This is a genomic window from Pseudomonas sp. NPDC078700 (assembly GCF_044542375.1).
Taxonomy (GTDB): Bacteria; Pseudomonadota; Gammaproteobacteria; order Pseudomonadales; family Pseudomonadaceae; genus Aquipseudomonas.
In genome coordinates this window covers 1,123,763-1,143,331 of the sequence record NZ_JBITUI010000001.1, presented here as the reverse complement: position 1 = coordinate 1,143,331, position 19,569 = coordinate 1,123,763, and the positions used below count along the sequence as shown (strand labels likewise).

The following is a 19,569-nucleotide window of genomic DNA, read 5'->3' as shown; positions in this document are numbered from 1 at the left end:
ATTCCTTGGGCTAGGCGCCGCTTATTGCTCGGCGCCAGGCGTACTGGCCGTAGCGGAGGGTTGGTCGACGATTTTTATATGGGCGTCGTTATCGAGCTTAAGTTGCCCCGACGTCACCACCCGCTCACCAGCTTCTAGACCTTTGAGAACGACCACTTGTCCATCGCGGCGTTCGCCGGTTTCAATTACGCGGCGCTGGGCAATCAGCTGAGGTTTACCATCATCTTCTTTGACCACATTGCCTTGTTCGTCTTTCTTCTCAACCACGGCGTACACCGAGTTGCCGTACAGGGTGTAGGTGACAGCGGTTTCAGGAATGATTGTTTGCGCGCTGTTATCGGCTAACAGCAGTTGCAGGTTGGCAAACATGCCCGGCAATAGTTTGTTATCAGGGTTGTCCAGGGTGGCGCGCACTTGCACGTTGCGTGTGCTGTCTTCAACTTTGGGGTTGATGGCCGAAATGCGGGCGCTGAAAACGTGTTTGGGGTAGGCCGAGACACTGAAGTTAAGGGTCTGACCAACGGCTACTTGCGGAACGTCTTGCTCCGGCAGGAAGAAGTCCAAATACAGCTGCGAGATGTCCTGCAAGGTGGCAATGGAAGTGCCCGAGGAGAGGTAGTCACCCACGTCTATCTGCCGTATACCAATGGTGCCGCTAAAGGGTGCCAAGATACGTTTTTTCGCCAGCAGTGCTTCTAGCTGGTCGACACTGGCCTTGGCTTTGGTGTTCTCTGCAGCAAGCTGATCATATTCGCTTTTCGAGAGGTTTTGCCGGGCAACCAGTTTTTGTCCACGCTCAAATTGCACGCGCGCCAGATTCAAGTCGGCTTTGGCGGTTGCCAGATTTGCACTCTCGACCTCGCTCTTCATCTGCACCAGCGGCTGATCTTTCTTAACCTGCTCACCGGATTTAAACAGTACGCTTTGCACGATGCCGTTGACCTCGACGGTCAAATCAACACCTTGGAGCGCTTTAAGGGTGCCGATAGCGGGAATCCGCTGTTGCCAAGGCCGCTTTTGCACACTGCTGGCACTAACGCTGATTGCAGGTTTAGGGGCAGAGAACATTTGGATTTGTTGGTAGATGGAGTAGCCTTTGTAGGCGCCCAAAGCGAGCACCACAAGTACAACCACGCCTATCATTATTAGCATCCGGCGAAGCAACATGTTGCATATCCTTGGCAGGTAAAGGGAGCCTAATCTCAGGTTCTGTTCCCGTTTAGCGCGTTCCTGTATTTCTCGACACGCATTTGGAATAACCAAACGTCGAGTCTCGTGCGTTGTCTCGCACTACAGCAGGCTCCGGCGCAGCCGTGAGCGAAAGGGGGTACAGACCCTAGGCCAAGGTGGAACATTAGTGCCCTTGTGAAGGCAAGTCAAAGCCTGCCAATAACAAATGGTTTCGCTTTGTGCGGAGGTTAATAAGAACCGGCGCTTGTCCCGCTAATTTAGGGTTTTTTGCCGCTGCTAGTTGCAGATCGCGCCCTGATCTGCGCAATCGGCAAGCAAGAGTGCGTGCCGGTTGCAGGTGTCTGCTATGCCCTCAGGCGCTGGGTAACGTCGCTAAGTGCAGTCGATAAACTGTGTAGATTTCGGCTGGCAACTTCAGTGCGCTGGACGTTCTTTTCATTTGCGTTAGCGATAGTGGTTATCTCAGTCAGGTTGCGTGAAATATCTTCAGCCACTGCGGTTTGCTCTTCTGCTGCGGTTGCGATCTGGTGGTTCATGTCGCGGATCGCTTCAATCGCAGCGGTAATCTGCTGCAATGTTGTGCCTGCCTGCATGACTTGTTCAAGCCCTTTATTGCTGAGTTCTTGGCCGCTTTCGATGGCGCGTACGGCGTTGCTGGAGCCGGTTTGTACGGTGCTGATGATCTGGTTGATTTCGGCTGTTGATTCGGCAGTGCGCTGGGCCAGTGTACGCACCTCATCAGCCACTACGGCAAAACCACGACCCGCTTCACCGGCACGTGCAGCCTCAATCGCCGCATTGAGGGCGAGCAGGTTGGTCTGCTCGGCAATTCCACGGATAACTTCAAGCACTTTGCTGATGCGGCCACTGTCATCTTCGAGTTGGCGGATAACCTCGGCGGTGGTAACGATTGCCTGGCTCATGTGAGTGATGGTTTCGATGGTTGACTGCATCACCTGCTCACCTTGTTGCGCTGAGCTGTCGGCGTCATCTGCAGCGTTGGCGGCCTCACCGGCGTGGCGGGAGACTTCTTGCGCCGTAGCGGACATTTCATGCATGGCGGTGGCGACTTGATCGGTGCGAGAAAACTGATCGCGACTGCCTTGTGCCATCACCGCAGCGATTGCGTTCAACTCGCCACTGGCACCGTCCAAGTCGGTAGTGCTGCGCTGAAGCTGGTTGAAGGTATCGGCGAGGAAGTCGCGTAAGGTATTGGCGGCTACGGCCAGGCGACCCAGTTCATCTTGACGATTGATTTCTGTGCGTTTTGCAAAGTTACCCTGGCTGAGTTGGGCAATGTACTCAATCAGTTGTTGGATCGGGGTGATCAGGTTGCGATTGACCAGCCACAGGCTAACAAGGCCAACAACGACACTGGATATCAACATAAAGCCGATTCCCAGGAAAATCGTCTGGTGTGCTTGTTGGCTAATCGCTGAGGATTGTTCCTGGCTCTGCTTGGACAACTGGATGACCAGATATTCCATTTTTTGGCTGGCGCTGCGATCAATGCCTTTAACCGCCGCATCACCCACTGCCGAGTCGGCACCGGCATCAACAAATGCCTTAAAACCAGTGCGGTAAGCCTTACCCATCGCAAGGTGTTCGCTTATCAATGTATCAGTCTGGCTTTGTAATGCCTGGTTATTGGTTTGGGCTGCATTGTGTGAGAGGTCTTTCAGGGTTTGCTGGACGCGAGCTTCGAAGCTTTGGAACTGCTGCCAGTACTTGTTGCGGTCAGCTGGATTCTTGCCGCGCAGCAATACGTTCTTCCATTCCTGAACCTGGATCTTGAATTCGACATTGGCATCATTGATCAGCCGAGACGAGAGAATTGGGCCGTCAATCAGATTGCGGTAAGACTGCATACCGCTGGACATAAATGCAAAGCACAGCAGTGCAATAAGCAAAATCAGCAATAGGCTTCCACCTAGCAAGGCCAGGATTTGTGCGCGTAGCGAGCGTTTTAACAACATCTTAGTCACCTCAATTCAGGGGGGGCAGCAGCCTTACGCACTCCTTTTGGTGAGGTGGTGGAACCTCCGTGTTGTGCAAATGGCGCATAGTTGGGCTTGCTGTAGGCTCTTTCGGCTGCAGCATCCAGTTCTTGAGGTTGTTTGATTGAAAGGTGCGACCGCCCACCCATTGGGTAGGCGGTGCTAATCAGGCAAGGCGCAGGTGGTTGTCCCAGAGACCCGCTGGCAATTGCAGAGGCTGCATGGCGATTTTCTCTTCGCGGCAATCGTACATGCGGCAGCGGCCTTGGCCGGAACTCACGACAAAACCGTGTTCGACAGCGCCTACGCCTGCGCAATCGGGTAGCGGTGCATCAAGCCGGACTGCGCCGGTGTCCAGGTCCCAGATAAACACCCGGTTGCCGCGTGGTGCAGTCATCGCCAGTAAGCGCAGTTCACTGTTAATCGCCACGCTGGCTGTGTACTGGAGCATGGCTTGGCGCTGCTCCTCGGCCAGGGGGAAATGCTCGAAGGGCTGGCCGGGACGCTTGATCGCCAATAAGGGTATTTTATCCGCCATCTCGCCCATGTACTGCTGGCCGCTGACAATGGTGCCGTCACTGGCAATAGCCAAATGGCGAACGCTGTTCATTTGTTCTGGCAACTGCTCTTTGCTGATCAGGGTGCCGTCACGTTTGAGCAGTACCAGGCTGGGCTCCATTGCATCGAGGTTCATCTCGACCCGGCTTTCAGCCTCGGTGCGAATACCGCCGTTGGCAACAACCAGCGTTTCGCCATCGGGTAACCAGAGCAATTGGTGAGGCCCGACACCGTGGGTCGACAGTTCATGGTCGCGCTCAAGTGTGCTGCCCTGCACACGGTAAACACTGATGACACCGCGGCCTGGCTCAGAGGTGTCGTTTTCCGTGGCATACAGCCAGTTGCCGTCCTTATGGAAGGCGCCATGGCCATAGAAATGACGATCAGCGGGGGAGGTTAGGGTCTGTAGAAGCTTACCGTCGCGGGTGTCGATCAAGTAGCTCTCGGTACTTGGGCGACGGCCTACAAATAGCGCCATTGGCTGGCTGGGATGTGGCACAACATCGTGACAGCGTTCTTTGACCGGCGTTGCGAAAGCCTTGGTGCCATCGAGGTGATAACCGACGGCGTAGTGCTGGCCATCGCTGCCGTCACGGGCTGAAACCAGCAGCGGCTGCGGGCCATTTTTGACCAGTGACCAGCCGCCCAATGCGCTAGCGGCTAGGGCGGTGCCTGCAAGGCCGAGAAATACTCTGCGTTTCATTCAGTCTCCGTCGTTGGCGTTAAAGCCTAGTTGGATGCCCAAAGTGCTTGCAAGCTCGCCCTCATGCAGGCGATGCAACACATTTAAGCTGTCGTAAAATTCATTGAGTCGGATGCGGCTGTCTTCTTCTTTGAGCAATTCAGAGAGTGGCCGTTGCAGGGCTGCAAGACGCTGACGGGTGTCAACATAAGCTGCATCGATACGTTTTTTCAGGGCGTCCTGATCACTGCCGAGCAAACTTTGTAAGCCATCTTGGTTGGCTCCGTGCCAGATGCGTTCAGCACTGGCTAGGGTTGCGGCGATGTTGGACAGGCTGGCATTGCTGCGCCACGCTTCGGCCTGATAGGGCTGTGGGTGGCCTTTGCTTTGACGGCCCAGTGGTGCCCCGAGTTTTTTCTTCAGCACATCAATTGCGGTGACTTGGCTGCGCAGCAAATCGGCCAGCGCCTCTTGGGCTTCTGCGTAGCGGTTGTTCGGGAATTGCTTGAACTCAGTCGCAACGCCATCTTTCGCTTGCCAATCGGCCAGGACTTCAGCCGAGAGCTTTTGCTGATGCTCACCGATCGCCGTAATCAATGGGCAATAAAGTTTTTTCTGTTGATCGTCCGTCAGATCAATTGACTCGTCGTAGAGGATGTACTCATAGGCGGTCAAACCTTGCACGACGACGCTGGACTTCGCCAGGTCCTCTGGCGTTAGCTGCGGTTTATTCTTCAGCAGGGTCTGTACTTGACGGGCTACAAGGTTCTTTTTGTCTGGCCAGAATTGGACTTGCCAGGCTTTGTTGCCCTCAGTCATTGGTCCAACCAGAATGGTTTGCAGGCCAGCCCAAGCGCTTTGCGCCGCTACAAATGCTTCACGCGCTTGGGGCAGATCTTGTTTGCCGGAGCAAAACGCCTGGCTACTTGCGGACAGTTTTTGGTCTGCTTCAGCCCAAGAACTGTAAGCGGGCAGAACCACGCCATCGGCTAATGCAGCCGTCACTTTTTGCTGTGGATCGGATGGTGTACAGGCGCTGAGTAAAACGCTCAACAGTGTCAGGGTTAAGGGCGAGCGATACATGTGCAGCTCCTTTTATAGCGAATTCAGAAAGGCCAGCAGCGCTTTGCGCTCCTCGGCGTTAAAAGCTAAAACACGCTGTTTGGCCGCTTCAGCCTCGCCTCCATGCCAGGCAATGGCTTCAAGCAGGTTGCGTGCGCGACCGTCATGTAAATACTGGGTGTGACCATTAACTGCTTGGGTCAAGCCAATGCCCCACAGTGGCGCTGTACGCCATTGTTGAGCCGTGGCAGTGAACTCAGGACGATTGTCAGATAAACCGGGACCCATGTCATGCAGCAGCATATCGGTGAACGGGCGAATCGCTTGATTGGCCAGCTCGGGTTCGGCGGCATCCGCCGCAGTGGTGAACTTTTCGATGTGACAAGCGCTGCATTGCGCTTGGTAAAACAGATTCTTGCCCTTGAGCACCTCGGGCTGGTCGACATTGCGGCGTGCGGGTACGGCGAGGTTGCGGCTGTAAAACAAAATACTGGCGAGCAGTTTGTCACTGACTTCAGGTTCACCACCATTAGGCGCAGCGAGGCAGTCAACTTGTGCTGCGGTGCAGTCGTCATGCTTCATCAAACTGGTGGTGAGGCCCATGTCACCGGAAAAAGCATGCGCATTTTGTTGGTTCAAGGTGGGTTGTCCGGCTTTCCAGCCGAAACGGCCGATCACGGTGCGTCCGAGCACATCATCCCAGACGTGATTAGGTCGACCACTGATACCGTCACTGTTTGCATCTTCTGGATCGGCGTTGGCGAGAATTTCAGCTTCGGGGATGGCTTCAAGCAAACCCAGTCCAATCATCGGCGGGGCGACGCGTGCCGAGACCATAGTGTCCGGATGCATTGGGCCGTAGCCAAGCTGGGTGATATTCAGTGTCGGTTTGCGCAGTTCAACTTCACTGCCGTCTTTGAACTTGACCTTGCTGAAGGTGTAGCTCATCCGCACTTTGCCTTCCGGGGCAACGCCAGGGTTGGCCATGTCTTGCAATTGACCGCCGTAGGTTGGCTCTGGAACCACGCCAAGACGCTGAATGATTTTCGCCTGCTCTGCCGTAGTCGCCGGGATCGACAAGCGCACTAACATAGAGGTCGCAGTGACGGCGTCCGGTTCCGGTGGATGGCCGCGGCCGTCCTTGATATGACAGTTTTGACAGGCGTTGGTGTTAAAAAGTGGGCCAAGCCCATCCCGGGCGATCGTGGTTGCCGGGGCGATCACCCATGGGTTGCGAAAGAAACTGTTGCCAACACTGAAGTCTAGGCGACGCAGTGGAGAGAGGTTCGCTGAGGGTTGCGAGAAAGCATTGTGATCTGCTTTGGACACGCTGGTGCTGCCGCCAGAGAGTGCTTCACCGGGTTCGGCGTGGGTGAACTGCGGTGGTTTTTCACACCCGCTTAATGCCAGCGCTAAAACCAGTCCGAACAAAGGAAGAGGGCGTTGCAACTGCGCAAGCATCAGCATGTATCCGAGAAAAACTGCGCGCAATAATACCAGTCCAAGGTAATTTAAATAAGAGCGATTTGCGTTATCAGCAAGATTTAGCCAGTGCTGCGCCACTCGGTCGCAGGGGCAACGCGGTCAACTAGCGGAGGAGGGCTTGACCAAAACGCAATTATTGCGCGGTGCCATAAACACAACACCCCCCCTCAGTATTGCTATTGAGGGGGGCACAACTGTCGGTTGTTAAGCGGCCTGTTTGCTATCTATTACTAATCGTAGGGATAGCCAACATTGATCGCCCATGGAGTTTAGGTGTCATCACGCCTTGGCGTACTTCATGTCCCTATAGCCCTTGAAAGACTTCGCTGCTTTCAGGTTCATACCAGCACCTGCTTCGGCACGGCTGCATAGCAACTTAACGTTGAACGCGTGGCCGTTGACATCCACTTTGCTGTCATCGCCATGTTCATGGATGTAAGAGGTGACCATTTAGGTATCAAGGGTATGCTGTTGTCCAACTCGAAACCAAGTCAAGTCTGCAAAAAAACGGGACTGACCCCAAAACGCTTGGGATTATTAGCTGCCTGTAAAAAGAGCCGGGGACTTACTCAATACTCCAGTAATTAACCACTCCATTTTTATTGAAAGTTATATAAAGCCAGCTCCCGTGCACCTCAGTATCACCTGTGTATTTACCGGATACCTTTCTAGCGGTATCAGACGCCGTGGATGCATCTTGCTTCAGACCTATCGCCTGTTGGATGGAGCCAGTGCCAGGGACGTACGAAATAGCCTTTGAAATAACGCCTAAATATTCGCCCCTATTGTACACCCACGTTGTGCCATTAGATGATTTTTCATTATCATCTGGAACACCATATATATCTTGAATTTGGCGCTGTGTTGTTTTTCCTTCGATAATATGAGCGTCGATATAGCTGGAAGAGTATTTGTCTTCCGTAGAAATCAATGCGCATCCCGTTAGGATGTTAATGCCAAAAAACAATATTAACAATTTTACAGCTGAATTATATGAGCTTTTAATTAACATGTGTCTATCCTTTGAGGTTATATGTGCTTCCATATCTAAAACTTTGTGTAAGCTGCTCCTGATATCGATTTGAATTTTTTAAGTTTTTATTGTCAAATTTCTCGCAAAGTTAATGGTTGCACCAGCCGTGACTAATTCGCCCTTGGAGATAACTTAGGTATATAAATACCAATTCATCATCGCTGATGTGGTGTTTTTTTGGTAACGGCCGGGCTGATTTTAACTACCGGCCGCAGTTGATAGGCCATTGATTACCAATCGTAGCGATAGCCCACATTGACCGCCCATGGGGTTTCGATGTCATCACCCTTGGCGTATTCCATGTCCATATAGACCTTGGAAGACCTCGCTACTTTCAGGCTCATGCCAACACCCACTTCGGCGCGGCTGCCCGGCAACTTAACGTCGAACTCGTGGCCGTTGACATCCACTTTGCTGTCATCGCCATGCTCATGGATGTATGAGGTGGTCACGTAGGCATCAAGCGGCATGCCGTTGTCCAAATCGAAACTACGCCCAGTCTGCACACCAAGACGGCTTTGTAAGCTGTTGATGTTGTCGCTCTTGACCTTCAGGCCATCGGTCTGGGTGTAGTGATCGCCCTCTATGTGCATTGAGCTCAATTGCCCTTGTGGCTCGACATACCAGCCTTGCTTGAGGTCGTAACGCTTGCCCACTTCAACGCTGGCACCAAAACCATCGGTACGCTGCGAACCTTTGACTCGCTCACCCATGTTATTGGTGTTTTTCACATCGCTGTCAAAGCTGTTGTACTTGACCACGGTGTCTACATACAGACCGCTGTCGTGCAGGTATGTGGCATATGCACCGATCGTTGTGCTGTCGATATCACCTGATGAGCCTGAGCCAAAGTCGTTGTCTGCCGTGGCTTGGCCAACCATGCCGCCAAGCAACCACGTGGCGTTCTCGGCAGGCACAGCGGTGTCAGCGCCAATTTGGAAACCTTGGACGTTCTGGTCAAAGACGCGGCTTGAACCGGTATCGATATCGTTGCTGCGAGCCATGGCACGCATCCACAGACCACCTTCTTGCTTGCCTTGACGCAGGTCACCCAAACGTTTAACTAAGGTATCCATCTCGGCAGTCCAAAGGGTCGCCAGCGCAATCTGGTTACCGATGGCAGCATTGGTGCCATCACTCCAGTCATCCGGGGTCGGGGCTGGGGGTGTAGGGATTACTGGATCAACAGGAGTAACAGGTGTTACCGGGTCCACAGGAACAACTGGATCTATAGGAGCAACTGGATCTACAGGAACAACTGGATCTACAGGAACAACTGGATCTACAGGAACAACTGGATCTAGAGGAACAATCGGGTTAACCACAGGGCTAGCCAGATACCAGTCAGCACCACGCTGCTCCAAGGTGTAACGATAGGCGCCGGCATCCACGTGACCACCGCGCAGACCAAACTGGCCTTCACCACCACCGGTTTCCACCACTTTCAGTTCGCCACCGGCAAAGGCTGGCTCTAAACCGCTATCAGCAATCACCAGCGTATGTGCACCAGAGGCTGTGCCCTGCACATCCAACAGGTCGCCCTGCTCAGATGCCAAGTCGGTTTGCATGCCGAACTCACCAGCACCCGTTAAATTGCCATCGATGGTGAAGGTATTGCCATAGGATGGTCCATCGGACCCAATATTGACTCGGCCAGTGGTGTTCAAGTCGCCAGAGATGGTCTGCGAACCCGACACATTCAAGGTACTGCTGGAGTCAATGTTCAATACATTTGAGTTACCAGCGGCCAGCAAAGCAACGCCCTGCGGTGGTGTTGCCCAGAGGTCGCGTTCAAGCTGCAACTGTGTACCGTTGAACAAATCAACCTGAGCAAAATTGCGAACGCTATCGACATTGCTCGCATCAGCAACAGCGTTAGTGACATTGTCGAATACCAGTGTGTTATGACCGGCATCGCCATCGAGAATATCGTGGCTGACATTGTTACCACTAATGGTCACCGTATCGTCACCCGCGCCAGTATTCAGCGTGCCCATATGTCGGCTGTTGTCGGCCAGTAACACGCTATCGTCACCCGCACCCAGATCGATATCACCAATGATATGACCATCACCCATATTGATCAGAGTGGTAGGCTCATCTCCCAAAACAATGGCTTTGCTCGAGAAAGATTGCGAATAAATATTGCCTTGGTTGATCAACTGATCGACGTTGCCGGTGATTAATGTAGCGCCGTCGTTGTGGCCTTCAAGCGTAGCTGTATCAGCAATCAAAATGCTGCTGGCAGCATCACTCTTGATTGCATTACCGGTACCGGCTACATCAATGTCACCGGTGACAGACAGTGCACCAGTAGTATTGGCGTATACACCCGCACCGTTACCCGTTACATCAATATCCCAGCCATCGCCGACATTCAGGCTGCCCGCAGACACAGAGCCATCGGCATTGGACAGTGCAATACCTTTACCACCTACTTCGCTTGAGACCAGAATCTGACCATGTGAGGCTTGGTCCAGATTATTCTCAGAAAGAATCGCCGCACCAGAGCCTTTCATTTCAAGCGTCGCACCATCGACAAGGGTGGTCGCGGCTGTCGCTTGGTTGGTGATCAAGTTGCCATAACCCGTGCCTAGCCCGGTGATATGTGCATCCGAGTTGATCACCACTTTACCGGCATCTTTCCCCACCAACACACCAGTGGCGCTGCCGTCGACAGTGATGCTGTTGGACGTATTGAGAGTTGCGCCATCTTGAACACTGATACCGGCAATACCGTCATGCACGGTAATAGTGCCCGCTACGCCGCTGGCATCAGGATTCATTCGCGAACCAGCGCCACTAAGCTCTACGGCAGTACCGTTGGCCAGATCAAGATTACCGGAGTTGGTCAGTTCAGCACCGTTTTTGATGCGGAACAGGGTGACATCCATTGCGTCGGCAATGGTGATATCGCCGATGTTGCTGAATGTCGATTCGCCAGTACCGGTCTGAACGCCATTGAGGTCGTACTTGTTGTCATCAACAACTACTGCAACAGCGCCATCGTTCAACGTCAGATTGGAAGCACCGCTCATCGAGCCGGTCGCCCCACCCTCTACTTTCAGCGCAGTGGCACCCTTACCGGAAACGGTGATGTCGAGCGCATCAAGATTGGCCGTAGAACCTGCGCCAGTCACTTGAAGAGCAGTCGAGCCGTCACCGGAAGCAGTTAAAGCACCGCCTGCGGCATTAATGCTGGCACCGTCTTCAATGCGGAACAGGGTGGAGTCTTGAGTCGAAACATCTAAACCGGTAGAGCTGGCAGCTGTAATGTCGATCGACGAGCCGTCGCCATAGGCAAAGTAGCCGATCTGATTGCTGCCACCATCAAAGTTAATAGCACCGCCATCAACCACAACCTGACCTTTGTCACGAGCGTGCACGCCAATGGCACCGTCACCCGCCAGATTGACCGAGCCGCCAGTGAACAGAATCTTGCTGCCATTGCCTTCAGACCATGCACCAAAGTTACGGGTGCCAGACATTGGATCAGCAGCACCATTAATATTGATGTCGCCTGTTGAGGTGATAATCGACGCTCCAGTTCTGCTCAATGCCATAAGGCCGACAGCATTGATGCCATTGAGGTTGACTTCACCGCTGTTCGTTATCTGGGTTTCACCGGTATCGACTGCATGAATGCCTATATTAAGCAATGGTGCGTCACCATCGGCACCATTAATATTGATGGTGCCGGAGTTGAGAGCATTGTCTCCGGCCTGACCGCCAAGAACATAGATAGCTTCGCTACCCTGAACTTTTGAACCAAGGGTGATCGTGCCCTTGTTCTCAGCACTACCGCCGCGTAACAGTTGAATACCGGTAATCCATTCTTTGGTTTGTGCATCAGCGACTGCTTCAGGAGCATCGGCGTTGAATTGAGCGGCGCGCCCTAAATAAATTTCGCCGTTAGCTTCGTTGGTGAAAGTAGTGCCTGCGCCGGTAGAAACACCAATAATAACAGGTGACTTACTGGCAGAGGCGATACCTCGGTTGACACCAACATTGATAATGCCTGAGTTAGTGCCTGTAGTTCCGGCTCCGGAAAGGAGAACACTATAACCATGACCATCCGTATTAACTGATAAATTCATAATGCCAGTGTTGGTGAACGAGGCGCCATCATACGCCCTCACGCCGTAGCCTGTGTACAGGAACAATTTACTGGTATCAAGTGGCGTGTCGCCCTGTGTAAAACCGGCAGTCAACACGCCATTATTGATAGCGGTGCTACCGGCCCCCACTGCAATCATGCCGTTAGCATTGGATCCCGTAGAAAGATTGCCATTGTTAATGATGCTACCGCCCTGATCAGCACGCATAATTGCACCGGCTTTGGCGCCCACACCACCAAGTGCTCGCGAATCACCGTCAATCTGTGCCCCTTTAGCTATGGTCGCAGTGGCGTTAGCCCCTACGGCATGCATAACAGTGCTGGTGCCAAGTTCTAAACTACCGTCATCTGTGCCTGACAGATGAAAATCGAATGAAACTGTTTGTGATTGAAGGCTATATGCCTTTTTAAATTCGTTGTCGTATTGAGTCTGGTTAATCTTGCCGCCTTTTACCTGCTGCACCAGCCAGTCATTAAATACTTTAAGGTCGTCGATGGATGACACGGTGTGCTGGCTGCCATCAAAAGAGCTGAAGCTTCCAGTATAAACAGGGACAACAAGCTCTTTATCCTGAATACCATAAGCTGACGCAGGTGTTGTCGTTATATTGCCGAAATTCACATTGTTTCGGGAGTTCCATATGATATTGGAAGAGGCCGAGCCTGTGCCGTCAGCGTATACAAGCGAGGTTTGCTTGGCGCTTATATTAATAGCACTATCGACGGCAGTAGTGCTGTTGCTTTTGCCAATATCAACAATCAGCGAGCCACCCGTGCTGTCGACAGTGCCAGCCCGGCCATCAATGTACATATCGTCACCCACATCACGGTAACCGATAGTATATATATCGGCATATGGGCTCTCTTTAAGGGCGCTGGAGTTATGAACAGACACTACCGTATTACTGCCTGTAATAGGGTCCGGTGCAGTTACACTTGTAGACCCCCCTAGAATAAACTGGTTCTTATCCAGCACAGAATCGCTGCCTGATGCTAAATAACCCGTCTTCTCAAGCTCGCCAAACTTGATCCCGTAGCCAGGAGTCAGGCCTGGCTCAAATTGAGAGCCATTGCCAGTCAAAGTGTCAGTTGCGCCGTTTGAAATGATAAGAGCGCCGACTTGATCATCATTATCACGCGGATTGAAATCCGCCAGTTGCGCTGCCCATGCACTACCCGACATGGATAGAACTAAAGCGGAGCCAACACTGGTCAGAGCACGACCTGCTTTGCCACGACGGCGAGAGTTCTCTCCCGCAACGTTCCAGCAGCTAGCAGAAGTGTTCCAAATAAGACGATAAAAATGATTCATAAATGACCTAATAAACTTATATGAGGAGTGAGTGAAGTTCCTTCAACTGCATGTTGTGAACGCCGCATAATCCACTCTGATTTGCCGGGCATTCGTTGAGGTGGAAAACATAACTTAGGTCTCGATCCCAGGTCTTTAGGGCGATTCCTACAGATATGTAGGACGTGTCATATTTTTATTTATTCAGAGGGGGAGTAGGGCGTGGGTGTTGAGAGCGCGTGAGCCGAACATTTCCTGCGGAAATTAGGGCATGCTTAGATCGTTATTTAGCTATCTGAAGCCCGTAGTTGCAGGGGAAAGCGACAAATGCGTGAGCAATTTAGTCGTCGTGTTCTGAGGTAGAAAAAACAGCGGGGAGGAGGGGTAAATCAGAGGGGGATTTAGGCTAGTTTCCTGTAGGACGCGCGGATGGCATGCCGGCATTTACAGTCTCAGGGGAATCAGTTTTGCGCGCCTAGCTAGTCGTTTTTCCGACAGGCCAGGTAATTGGTTGTTGAAGCGAAATTCAAGCCAATAAAAAAGCCGGTGCGCTATTAACGCACCGGCTTTGTCGACATCGCGCTCGCTTAGAACGAGTGGTCAGCGTTGTCTGGGTTGAGGTCGCTGATGCCGAGCTTGCCAGCAGCTTCTTCAATTGCACCGGTCTGCTTGACCAGTGCGGCGATTGCGTCACGAACGATCTGATTGCCTTTTTCGTTGTCAGCGGCGATCAGTTGGTCGTAGTGCTCGCCGTTGTTGGCGCTGTCGACGATAACCTGCAGTTTAGCTTCGGTATCAGCAAGGTCCGCTTTCAGGGTGTCGTCAGTTTTTGCGTCAGCCTTGGCCACCAGAGATGACAGGCTTGGACCGGTCAGCGTAGTGCCGTCGACTTTCTTGTACTCGCCCAGGTAGATGTTGCGGATACCTTTAGCGTCGTAGAAGTGAGCGTTGTGGGTGTTATCGCTGAAGCAATCTTGCTCGTCTTCAGTGGAGTTGGCTTCCAGCGAAACCTTCATGCGTTCGCCCGCCAGTTCACCCAGCGACAGGCTGCCCATGCCGAAGAGCATTTTGCGCATGCCGTTTACTGGTGTGTCTTTTTCAAGGCTTGCGCGATAGTTGTCGGCAACGCCGGCTTTCCACTGGCCAACCATTTCATCAAGATCGCTTACCAGTAGGTCAGCAGCGGCTTTGAGGTATTCACGACGACGCTCGTTGTGACCGCCAGTTGCACCTTCACCGACGACGAAGTCAGTGGCAGGACGATCGCCAGCACCTGGGTTGGTGCCGTTGAGATCTTGGCCCCAGAGCAGGAATTCAATGGCGTGGTAGCCCGTTGCAACGTTGGCTTCGGAACCACCCAGCTCATTCAGGCTAGCCAGTACTTCTGGGGTGATTTTGCTGACGTCGACTTTATCTTCGCCCACCTGAATTTCGGTGTTGGCCACGATGTTGGCGGTTGCACCAGGGTTGCCCAGTGCGTGCTGGTAGTCCTTGGCAACGTAGTCGATCAGGCCTTCGTCCAGGGGCCAGGCGTTGAGTTGGCCTTCCCAGTCGTCGACCACGGCATTACCAAAGCGGAACACCTCGGTTTGCATGTAAGGGGTACGAGCGGCAATCCATGCTTCGCGAGCGGCCTTCAAGTTGGCGTCGTTTGGCGTGGCGAGAAAGGTCTCGATTGCTGCGTGCAGGGTTTTGCCGGTGCTGGCAGCATCGCTGAATACTGCGAAAGCGATGTCAGCGTAATGCGAAACAACAGCTTTAGCCGCTTTTTCATCAACTTGGTTGGTGTTGTCGGCCTTTGCAGCTGCGGCAACGGGAGTGTCTTGTTTAACTTCAGCAGGAGAGACTGCCTGAGTGGTAGGCGCCTTTTCTTCGCCACAGCCAGCGAGAGAGATAGCAATGGCCAGTAGGCTGGCGGAGGCCAGGGGCATACGAATCATGACAACATCCTTTGTAGTAGTTAAGGGAGTTGGGCGCTTGCGCCGCTAAACTCGTAACATAATGCGAAAGATTTGCATTCCGTGTAAAGAGCGTTGGGAATAATTCGTATAAAAAACTCATGCACTGAGTCACTCTCCAGGCAACTCAATGCCGCTAGAATGCCACTATCGAGCCGTTGTCCACCTCACAGGGAAATTTTCATGGGCCTCACCAGTATTGTGTTGATTGTTCTCCTCGTGCTGCTCGCGGGCTATGCGGTGACGCTGTACAACGCCTTGGTGCGTTTAAAACACAGCATCAGTAAAGCCTGGGCCAATATCGATGTGCTACTCAAACAGCGCCACGAAGAACTGCCCAAGCTGGTGGAGACCTGCAAGCAGTACATGCAGCATGAGCGCACGACCCTTGAGCAAGTGGTTGCGGCGCGTCAGGCGGTATCCAATGCCCGAGTTCAGGGTGATGTAAATGCCTTGGGCCGGGCTGAAAGTGGTTTGCGCGCGGGTTTAGGTCAGCTGTTTGCCTTGGCCGAGAATTACCCCGAGCTGAAAGCCAATGAAAGCTTTCAGCATTTGCAGCAACGCATCAGTGGTTTGGAAAAAGGTATCGCTGATCGCCGGGAGTTGTATAACGAGGCGGTGAATCTGAACAATGTGCGTATCGAGCAGTTCCCCGATGTGTTGATCGCCCGGGCCATGGGTTTCAAGTCGGGCGATCTGTTGCAGTTCAGTGAGGCTGAGAAGGCCGATGTAAATATCAAATCCTTGTTTAGCTGAAGCCATGGCCGTCGAAGCCTATTGGCTGAGCCTTATGATGAGCGCTGGCACCAGTGCTGCTGGTGCGTGGTGGTGCCTGCGTCAGATTTCGCAGGCGCGCCATTTGCTGGATACGCCAACCTCGAAGATTCGCTCAGCAGCACAAGGCTATGTTGAGTTCTACGGGGTCATTACCGAGCAGCCTGATAATCTGCTGGTCGGGCCATTAACGGGCAAACCCTGTGTGTGGTGGCGCTTCAAGATCGAAGAGCATGTGCAGGACGATAAAAAACGCACGTGGCGCTCGCTTGAGTCTGGGGTCAGTGACGCATTGCTGGCACTTAGCGACGGCACCGGGGACTGCCTGATTAACCCCAAGGGTGCGCAGGTTCGAACCACTACGCGAGAGGTCTGGAACGGTAGTCAGCGCCATCCTCGGATTGCCAACAAGGGCGGTATGCTGGGGTTCCTCAGTATGGGTAAGAAATACCGTTACACCGAAGAACGTTTGCACGTCGGCCAGCCACTGTATGCCATTGGTGACTTTCGCAGCTCAGGCGGTGGCCGACAGGGCTTGGATTTAGCAGCGCAGCAGGGCGCAGTGATTCGTGAGTGGAAGTCTGATTTTTCCGGTCTTTTGCAGCGCTTTGACAGCGATAAAAATGGCCAACTCGACGAACAAGAATGGAGCCGTGTGCGTTTAGCTGCACAATTGGAAGCTGAAGACCGTCATCGTCAACAAAGCCTTGAGCCAGCCGTGCATCAATTAGCCAAGCCCAGAGAGTCGCAGCCTTTCGTGCTTTCAACCACTGGTGAGGATGAGCTGGCGCGTGGCTTTTACTGGCAAGCGGCAGGGGCTGCGGTTGTGTGCTTGGCAGGTGCCTTGAGCTTGGCTTGGCAGTTGCGGATTCTTTAAGTGCGAAGCGCAGCCCAACGGCTGCGTAGGGTTCGACAAAGCTAGGGAGCCTCTGAAAAACAACTGCGCTAGGTATTACTGGCGCAGCCCGTGCTGCGTTATAAAACGGCCCACAGCCTCAGGCTGAATGCACTATGGTGTGGCAGCCAGCGCTGTGGCAGCCATTCGCTCGCTACCTTTTTCAGAGGATCCCTAAGCTTGTCTATCAATGTTCATGCAATAAATCGGTCGCTAAAAAGCCGCCGAGTCAGATGCCGCAAGTACACGACGTGCTTGTTTTAGGTACAAGGTCAGTTCGCGAGCGGGGAGGGGTTTGCTATAGAAATAGCCTTGGCCCTCATTACAGCCTTCACTGATGATGTAGGCTTCCTGACCCGCTGTTTCAACGCCTTCAGCAATAACTTGCATGCCCAAACTCTTACCCAGTTGGATAATGGCGCGAACAATGGTTGCGTCGTCCTCATCCTCCAGCAAGTCTTGGACGAAACTCTTATCAATCTTGATTTTGTCCAGCGGCAAGCTTTTCAGGTAACTCAATGACGAGTACCCAGTGCCGAAGTCGTCAATTGCAATCAATGCACCGGCACGGCGCAGGCTCAGTAAGTGCTGGGCAGCGGTACTGATATCTTCCATCAAACCTGTTTCAGTGACTTCGAGTTCGAGGCTACGAGCAGGCAGGCGATAGATTTGCAGCAAGTTATTAACCATTCTCGGCAGTTCAGCGTGATGCAGTTGCACGGTTGAAAGATTGACTGCCATACGCAATTGGTTGAAGCCCTGATCGTGCCACTCACGCAGTTGTCGGCATGCTTGATCAAGCACCCACTCACCAATGGCGATGATGCTGCCGTTTTGCTCTGCCAGCGGAATGAACTGATCAGGTGGGATCCAGCCAAGCTGCGGGTGCTCCCAGCGCAGCAGGGCCTCAACGCCAACCACCTGCTTGGCCTGATAACTGACTTGCGGCTGATAAACCAGGTGCAGCTGATTGCCTTCCAGAGCGCCACGCAGGTCCTTCTCCAGCTCTCTCAGACGGCGCATTTCACTGTCCACACTGGCAATGTAGAACTGGTAGCGGTTGCGTGAGCGACTCTTTGCCAGTGTCATTGTTTGTTCAGCTTTTTGCAGAAGCTTCTCAGTGCTGTCGCCGTCTTCTGGGAACAGCGTGATGCCGATCGTTGCGCGCAAGTGCACCAATTGGTCATCGAGGGTGAACGGGTTGCTAAGGTCATCCAGAACGTTTTGTGCCAGTTCAGCCGCTTCATAGGGCTGTTCTATATCTGCCTGAACCAACGCGAATTGGTCGCCGCCCAAACGGGCCAAAGCGCCAAGACGCCCACCGTGACTGCGTAGGCGATCAGACAAGGCCAACAGCAGTTGGTCACCTGCTTGGTAACTGAACTGCTCATTGACCCCTTTAAAGTCATCCAAACCTACGCAAAGGACGGCGACACGGCGTTGCAGGCGACCCGCGTCATTCAAAATTTGATCGAGCTGATTCTGCAGTTGCTGGCGGTTCGGCAGGCCAGTGAGGAAGTCATATTGCGCCATGCGTTGCAGGCTGTTTTCGGCCTCATGGCGCAGGCTGGTGTTGCGTTCAATGGACTCAAGTAACTGGTTCGCCGTATTGACCCATAAACCCAGTTCATTGTGCTCGTTGCCTTTGATCATTGGCAGCTTGTGGGCACTGGGGCGATCAGGGTTAATGTTGCTTAGGTGTTCAATGATTTTGGCCAGAGGTTTGGTGACAAACCAGTGGTAAACCAGATACAGGACCAAACCCATCGCCAGTGCCCGTAGCACCCCGGAGACAAAGATAATAATCGAGTTGATGATGAAATTTTCGCCATAGGCGGCAGTGTCCAGGGTGATGTTAAGGTCACCGTAGTACTCGCTGTATGGGCCTTTGCCCACTAGTTGAGTTGAGAATTTCTGCTCTTTACCCAGAATCGGGTCAGTCAGCCAGCGGGTCGCGATTTGTGCCGGTGGGCGTTCGCGCTCTGCGAGCATCGGCTCGTTCGGGTGGCCGATTGAGGCCATTTGCACTGATTCATGTTGAAACAGGCCTTCGATAACCTGCATACCCATTTCCCGGTCGAGGCTATAGACGGCCTGAGTGGACGGGTCGCGGAACATGCCGAGGATACGATGGGCATCATTGGCAACAGCTTGCTTGGATTTGTAGGCGTCAAACACAATCTGGGCACAACTAAGCACTACGCCGACAATCAATGCGCAGAGGAGCACTATGCGCAGTAATTTCAGTGACAGTCTATTTTTCAGTTCCAACTTCAAAAGATAGGTCCTTGTGATGCCGGCTGCCAGAAGGCGCTTTGAGTATTGGCAAACTCAGGGTCGCAGTCAAAAGCCATTGTTGGCCGAGTGCTTCACAGCTACTGAAATCTGGTGTTGAGTTTCTAGGTTTTATGCGTGGTAGCTTATCGCTATATATCGGCGTTTAATTGCTTAAGCTTTAATACGTGAAGCTGACTTTCTAGCATAGTACTTTCGGCTGCGATGGCGTTGAGCCATTATTTTTTTAGC

The 19,569-nt window shown here is 52.9% G+C and carries 12 protein-coding genes and 2 pseudogenes; 2 read left to right on the top strand and 12 right to left on the bottom strand.

All coding sequences use genetic code 11. The features are described from left to right. Positions 1-21: 21 nt before the first annotated feature. The 11 genes and pseudogenes from ACIGCM_RS05540 to ACIGCM_RS05490 all read right to left on the bottom strand — a co-directional run bounded on the left by ACIGCM_RS05540 (position 22) and on the right by ACIGCM_RS05490 (position 15,356). Positions 22-1,167: an efflux RND transporter periplasmic adaptor subunit gene (locus ACIGCM_RS05540; protein ID WP_397501007.1), complete on the bottom strand. Its 1,146-nt coding sequence runs from the start codon at positions 1,165-1,167 to the stop codon at positions 22-24. A gap of 368 nt (positions 1,168-1,535) precedes the next feature. Beyond that, entirely contained in the window at positions 1,536-2,249 is a 714-nt protein-coding gene (locus ACIGCM_RS05535) for a methyl-accepting chemotaxis protein (RefSeq protein WP_397501119.1), read from the bottom strand. 171 nt (positions 2,250-2,420) lie between these two features. Then, positions 2,421-2,579: pseudogene (locus ACIGCM_RS05530) on the bottom strand (HAMP domain-containing protein); the annotation flags it as partial. Positions 2,580-3,354: 775 nt separating this feature from the next. Further along, positions 3,355-4,449 (bottom strand): DUF1513 domain-containing protein, encoded by a 1,095-nt coding sequence (locus ACIGCM_RS05525; RefSeq protein WP_397501006.1) that lies wholly within the window; start codon positions 4,447-4,449, stop codon positions 3,355-3,357. After that, positions 4,450-5,511, bottom strand: a complete 1,062-nt coding sequence (locus ACIGCM_RS05520) for an imelysin family protein (RefSeq protein ID WP_397501005.1) — start codon at positions 5,509-5,511, stop codon at positions 4,450-4,452. A 12-nt stretch (positions 5,512-5,523) separates the two neighbouring features. Further along, positions 5,524-6,951, bottom strand: a complete 1,428-nt coding sequence (locus tag ACIGCM_RS05515; RefSeq protein ID WP_397501004.1) for a di-heme oxidoredictase family protein — start codon at positions 6,949-6,951, stop codon at positions 5,524-5,526. A 303-nt stretch (positions 6,952-7,254) separates the two neighbouring features. After that, complete coding sequence (locus ACIGCM_RS05510; RefSeq protein ID WP_397501003.1) at positions 7,255-7,425, bottom strand: autotransporter outer membrane beta-barrel domain-containing protein; 171 nt, start codon at positions 7,423-7,425, stop codon at positions 7,255-7,257. A gap of 115 nt (positions 7,426-7,540) precedes the next feature. Beyond that, complete coding sequence (locus tag ACIGCM_RS05505) at positions 7,541-7,987, bottom strand: hypothetical protein (RefSeq protein ID WP_397501002.1); 447 nt, start codon at positions 7,985-7,987, stop codon at positions 7,541-7,543. Between the two features lie 251 nt (positions 7,988-8,238). Continuing rightward, complete coding sequence (locus ACIGCM_RS05500; RefSeq protein ID WP_397501118.1) at positions 8,239-13,308, bottom strand: autotransporter outer membrane beta-barrel domain-containing protein; 5,070 nt, start codon at positions 13,306-13,308, stop codon at positions 8,239-8,241. Between the two features lie 6 nt (positions 13,309-13,314). After that, positions 13,315-13,437: pseudogene (locus ACIGCM_RS05495) on the bottom strand (ESPR-type extended signal peptide-containing protein); the annotation flags it as partial. A 566-nt stretch (positions 13,438-14,003) separates the two neighbouring features. After that, positions 14,004-15,356: an imelysin family protein gene (locus ACIGCM_RS05490; protein ID WP_397501001.1), complete on the bottom strand. Its 1,353-nt coding sequence runs from the start codon at positions 15,354-15,356 to the stop codon at positions 14,004-14,006. Between the two features lie 201 nt (positions 15,357-15,557). Between ACIGCM_RS05490 and ACIGCM_RS05485 the strand changes: the two genes are divergently transcribed. Both ACIGCM_RS05485 and ACIGCM_RS05480 read left to right on the top strand, forming a co-directional pair. Beyond that, entirely contained in the window at positions 15,558-16,130 is a 573-nt protein-coding gene (locus tag ACIGCM_RS05485; protein WP_397501000.1) for a LemA family protein, read from the top strand. Between the two features lie 4 nt (positions 16,131-16,134). Further along, positions 16,135-17,025 carry a GIDE domain-containing protein gene (locus ACIGCM_RS05480; RefSeq protein ID WP_397500999.1) on the top strand — a complete coding sequence of 297 codons (891 nt, stop codon included), beginning with the start codon at positions 16,135-16,137 and terminating at the stop codon, positions 17,023-17,025. A 231-nt stretch (positions 17,026-17,256) separates the two neighbouring features. On the opposite strand, the gene ACIGCM_RS05475 is transcribed toward ACIGCM_RS05480, so the two are convergent. Then, complete coding sequence (locus ACIGCM_RS05475) at positions 17,257-19,320, bottom strand: putative bifunctional diguanylate cyclase/phosphodiesterase (RefSeq protein WP_397500998.1); 2,064 nt, start codon at positions 19,318-19,320, stop codon at positions 17,257-17,259. Positions 19,321-19,569 lie beyond the last annotated feature (249 nt).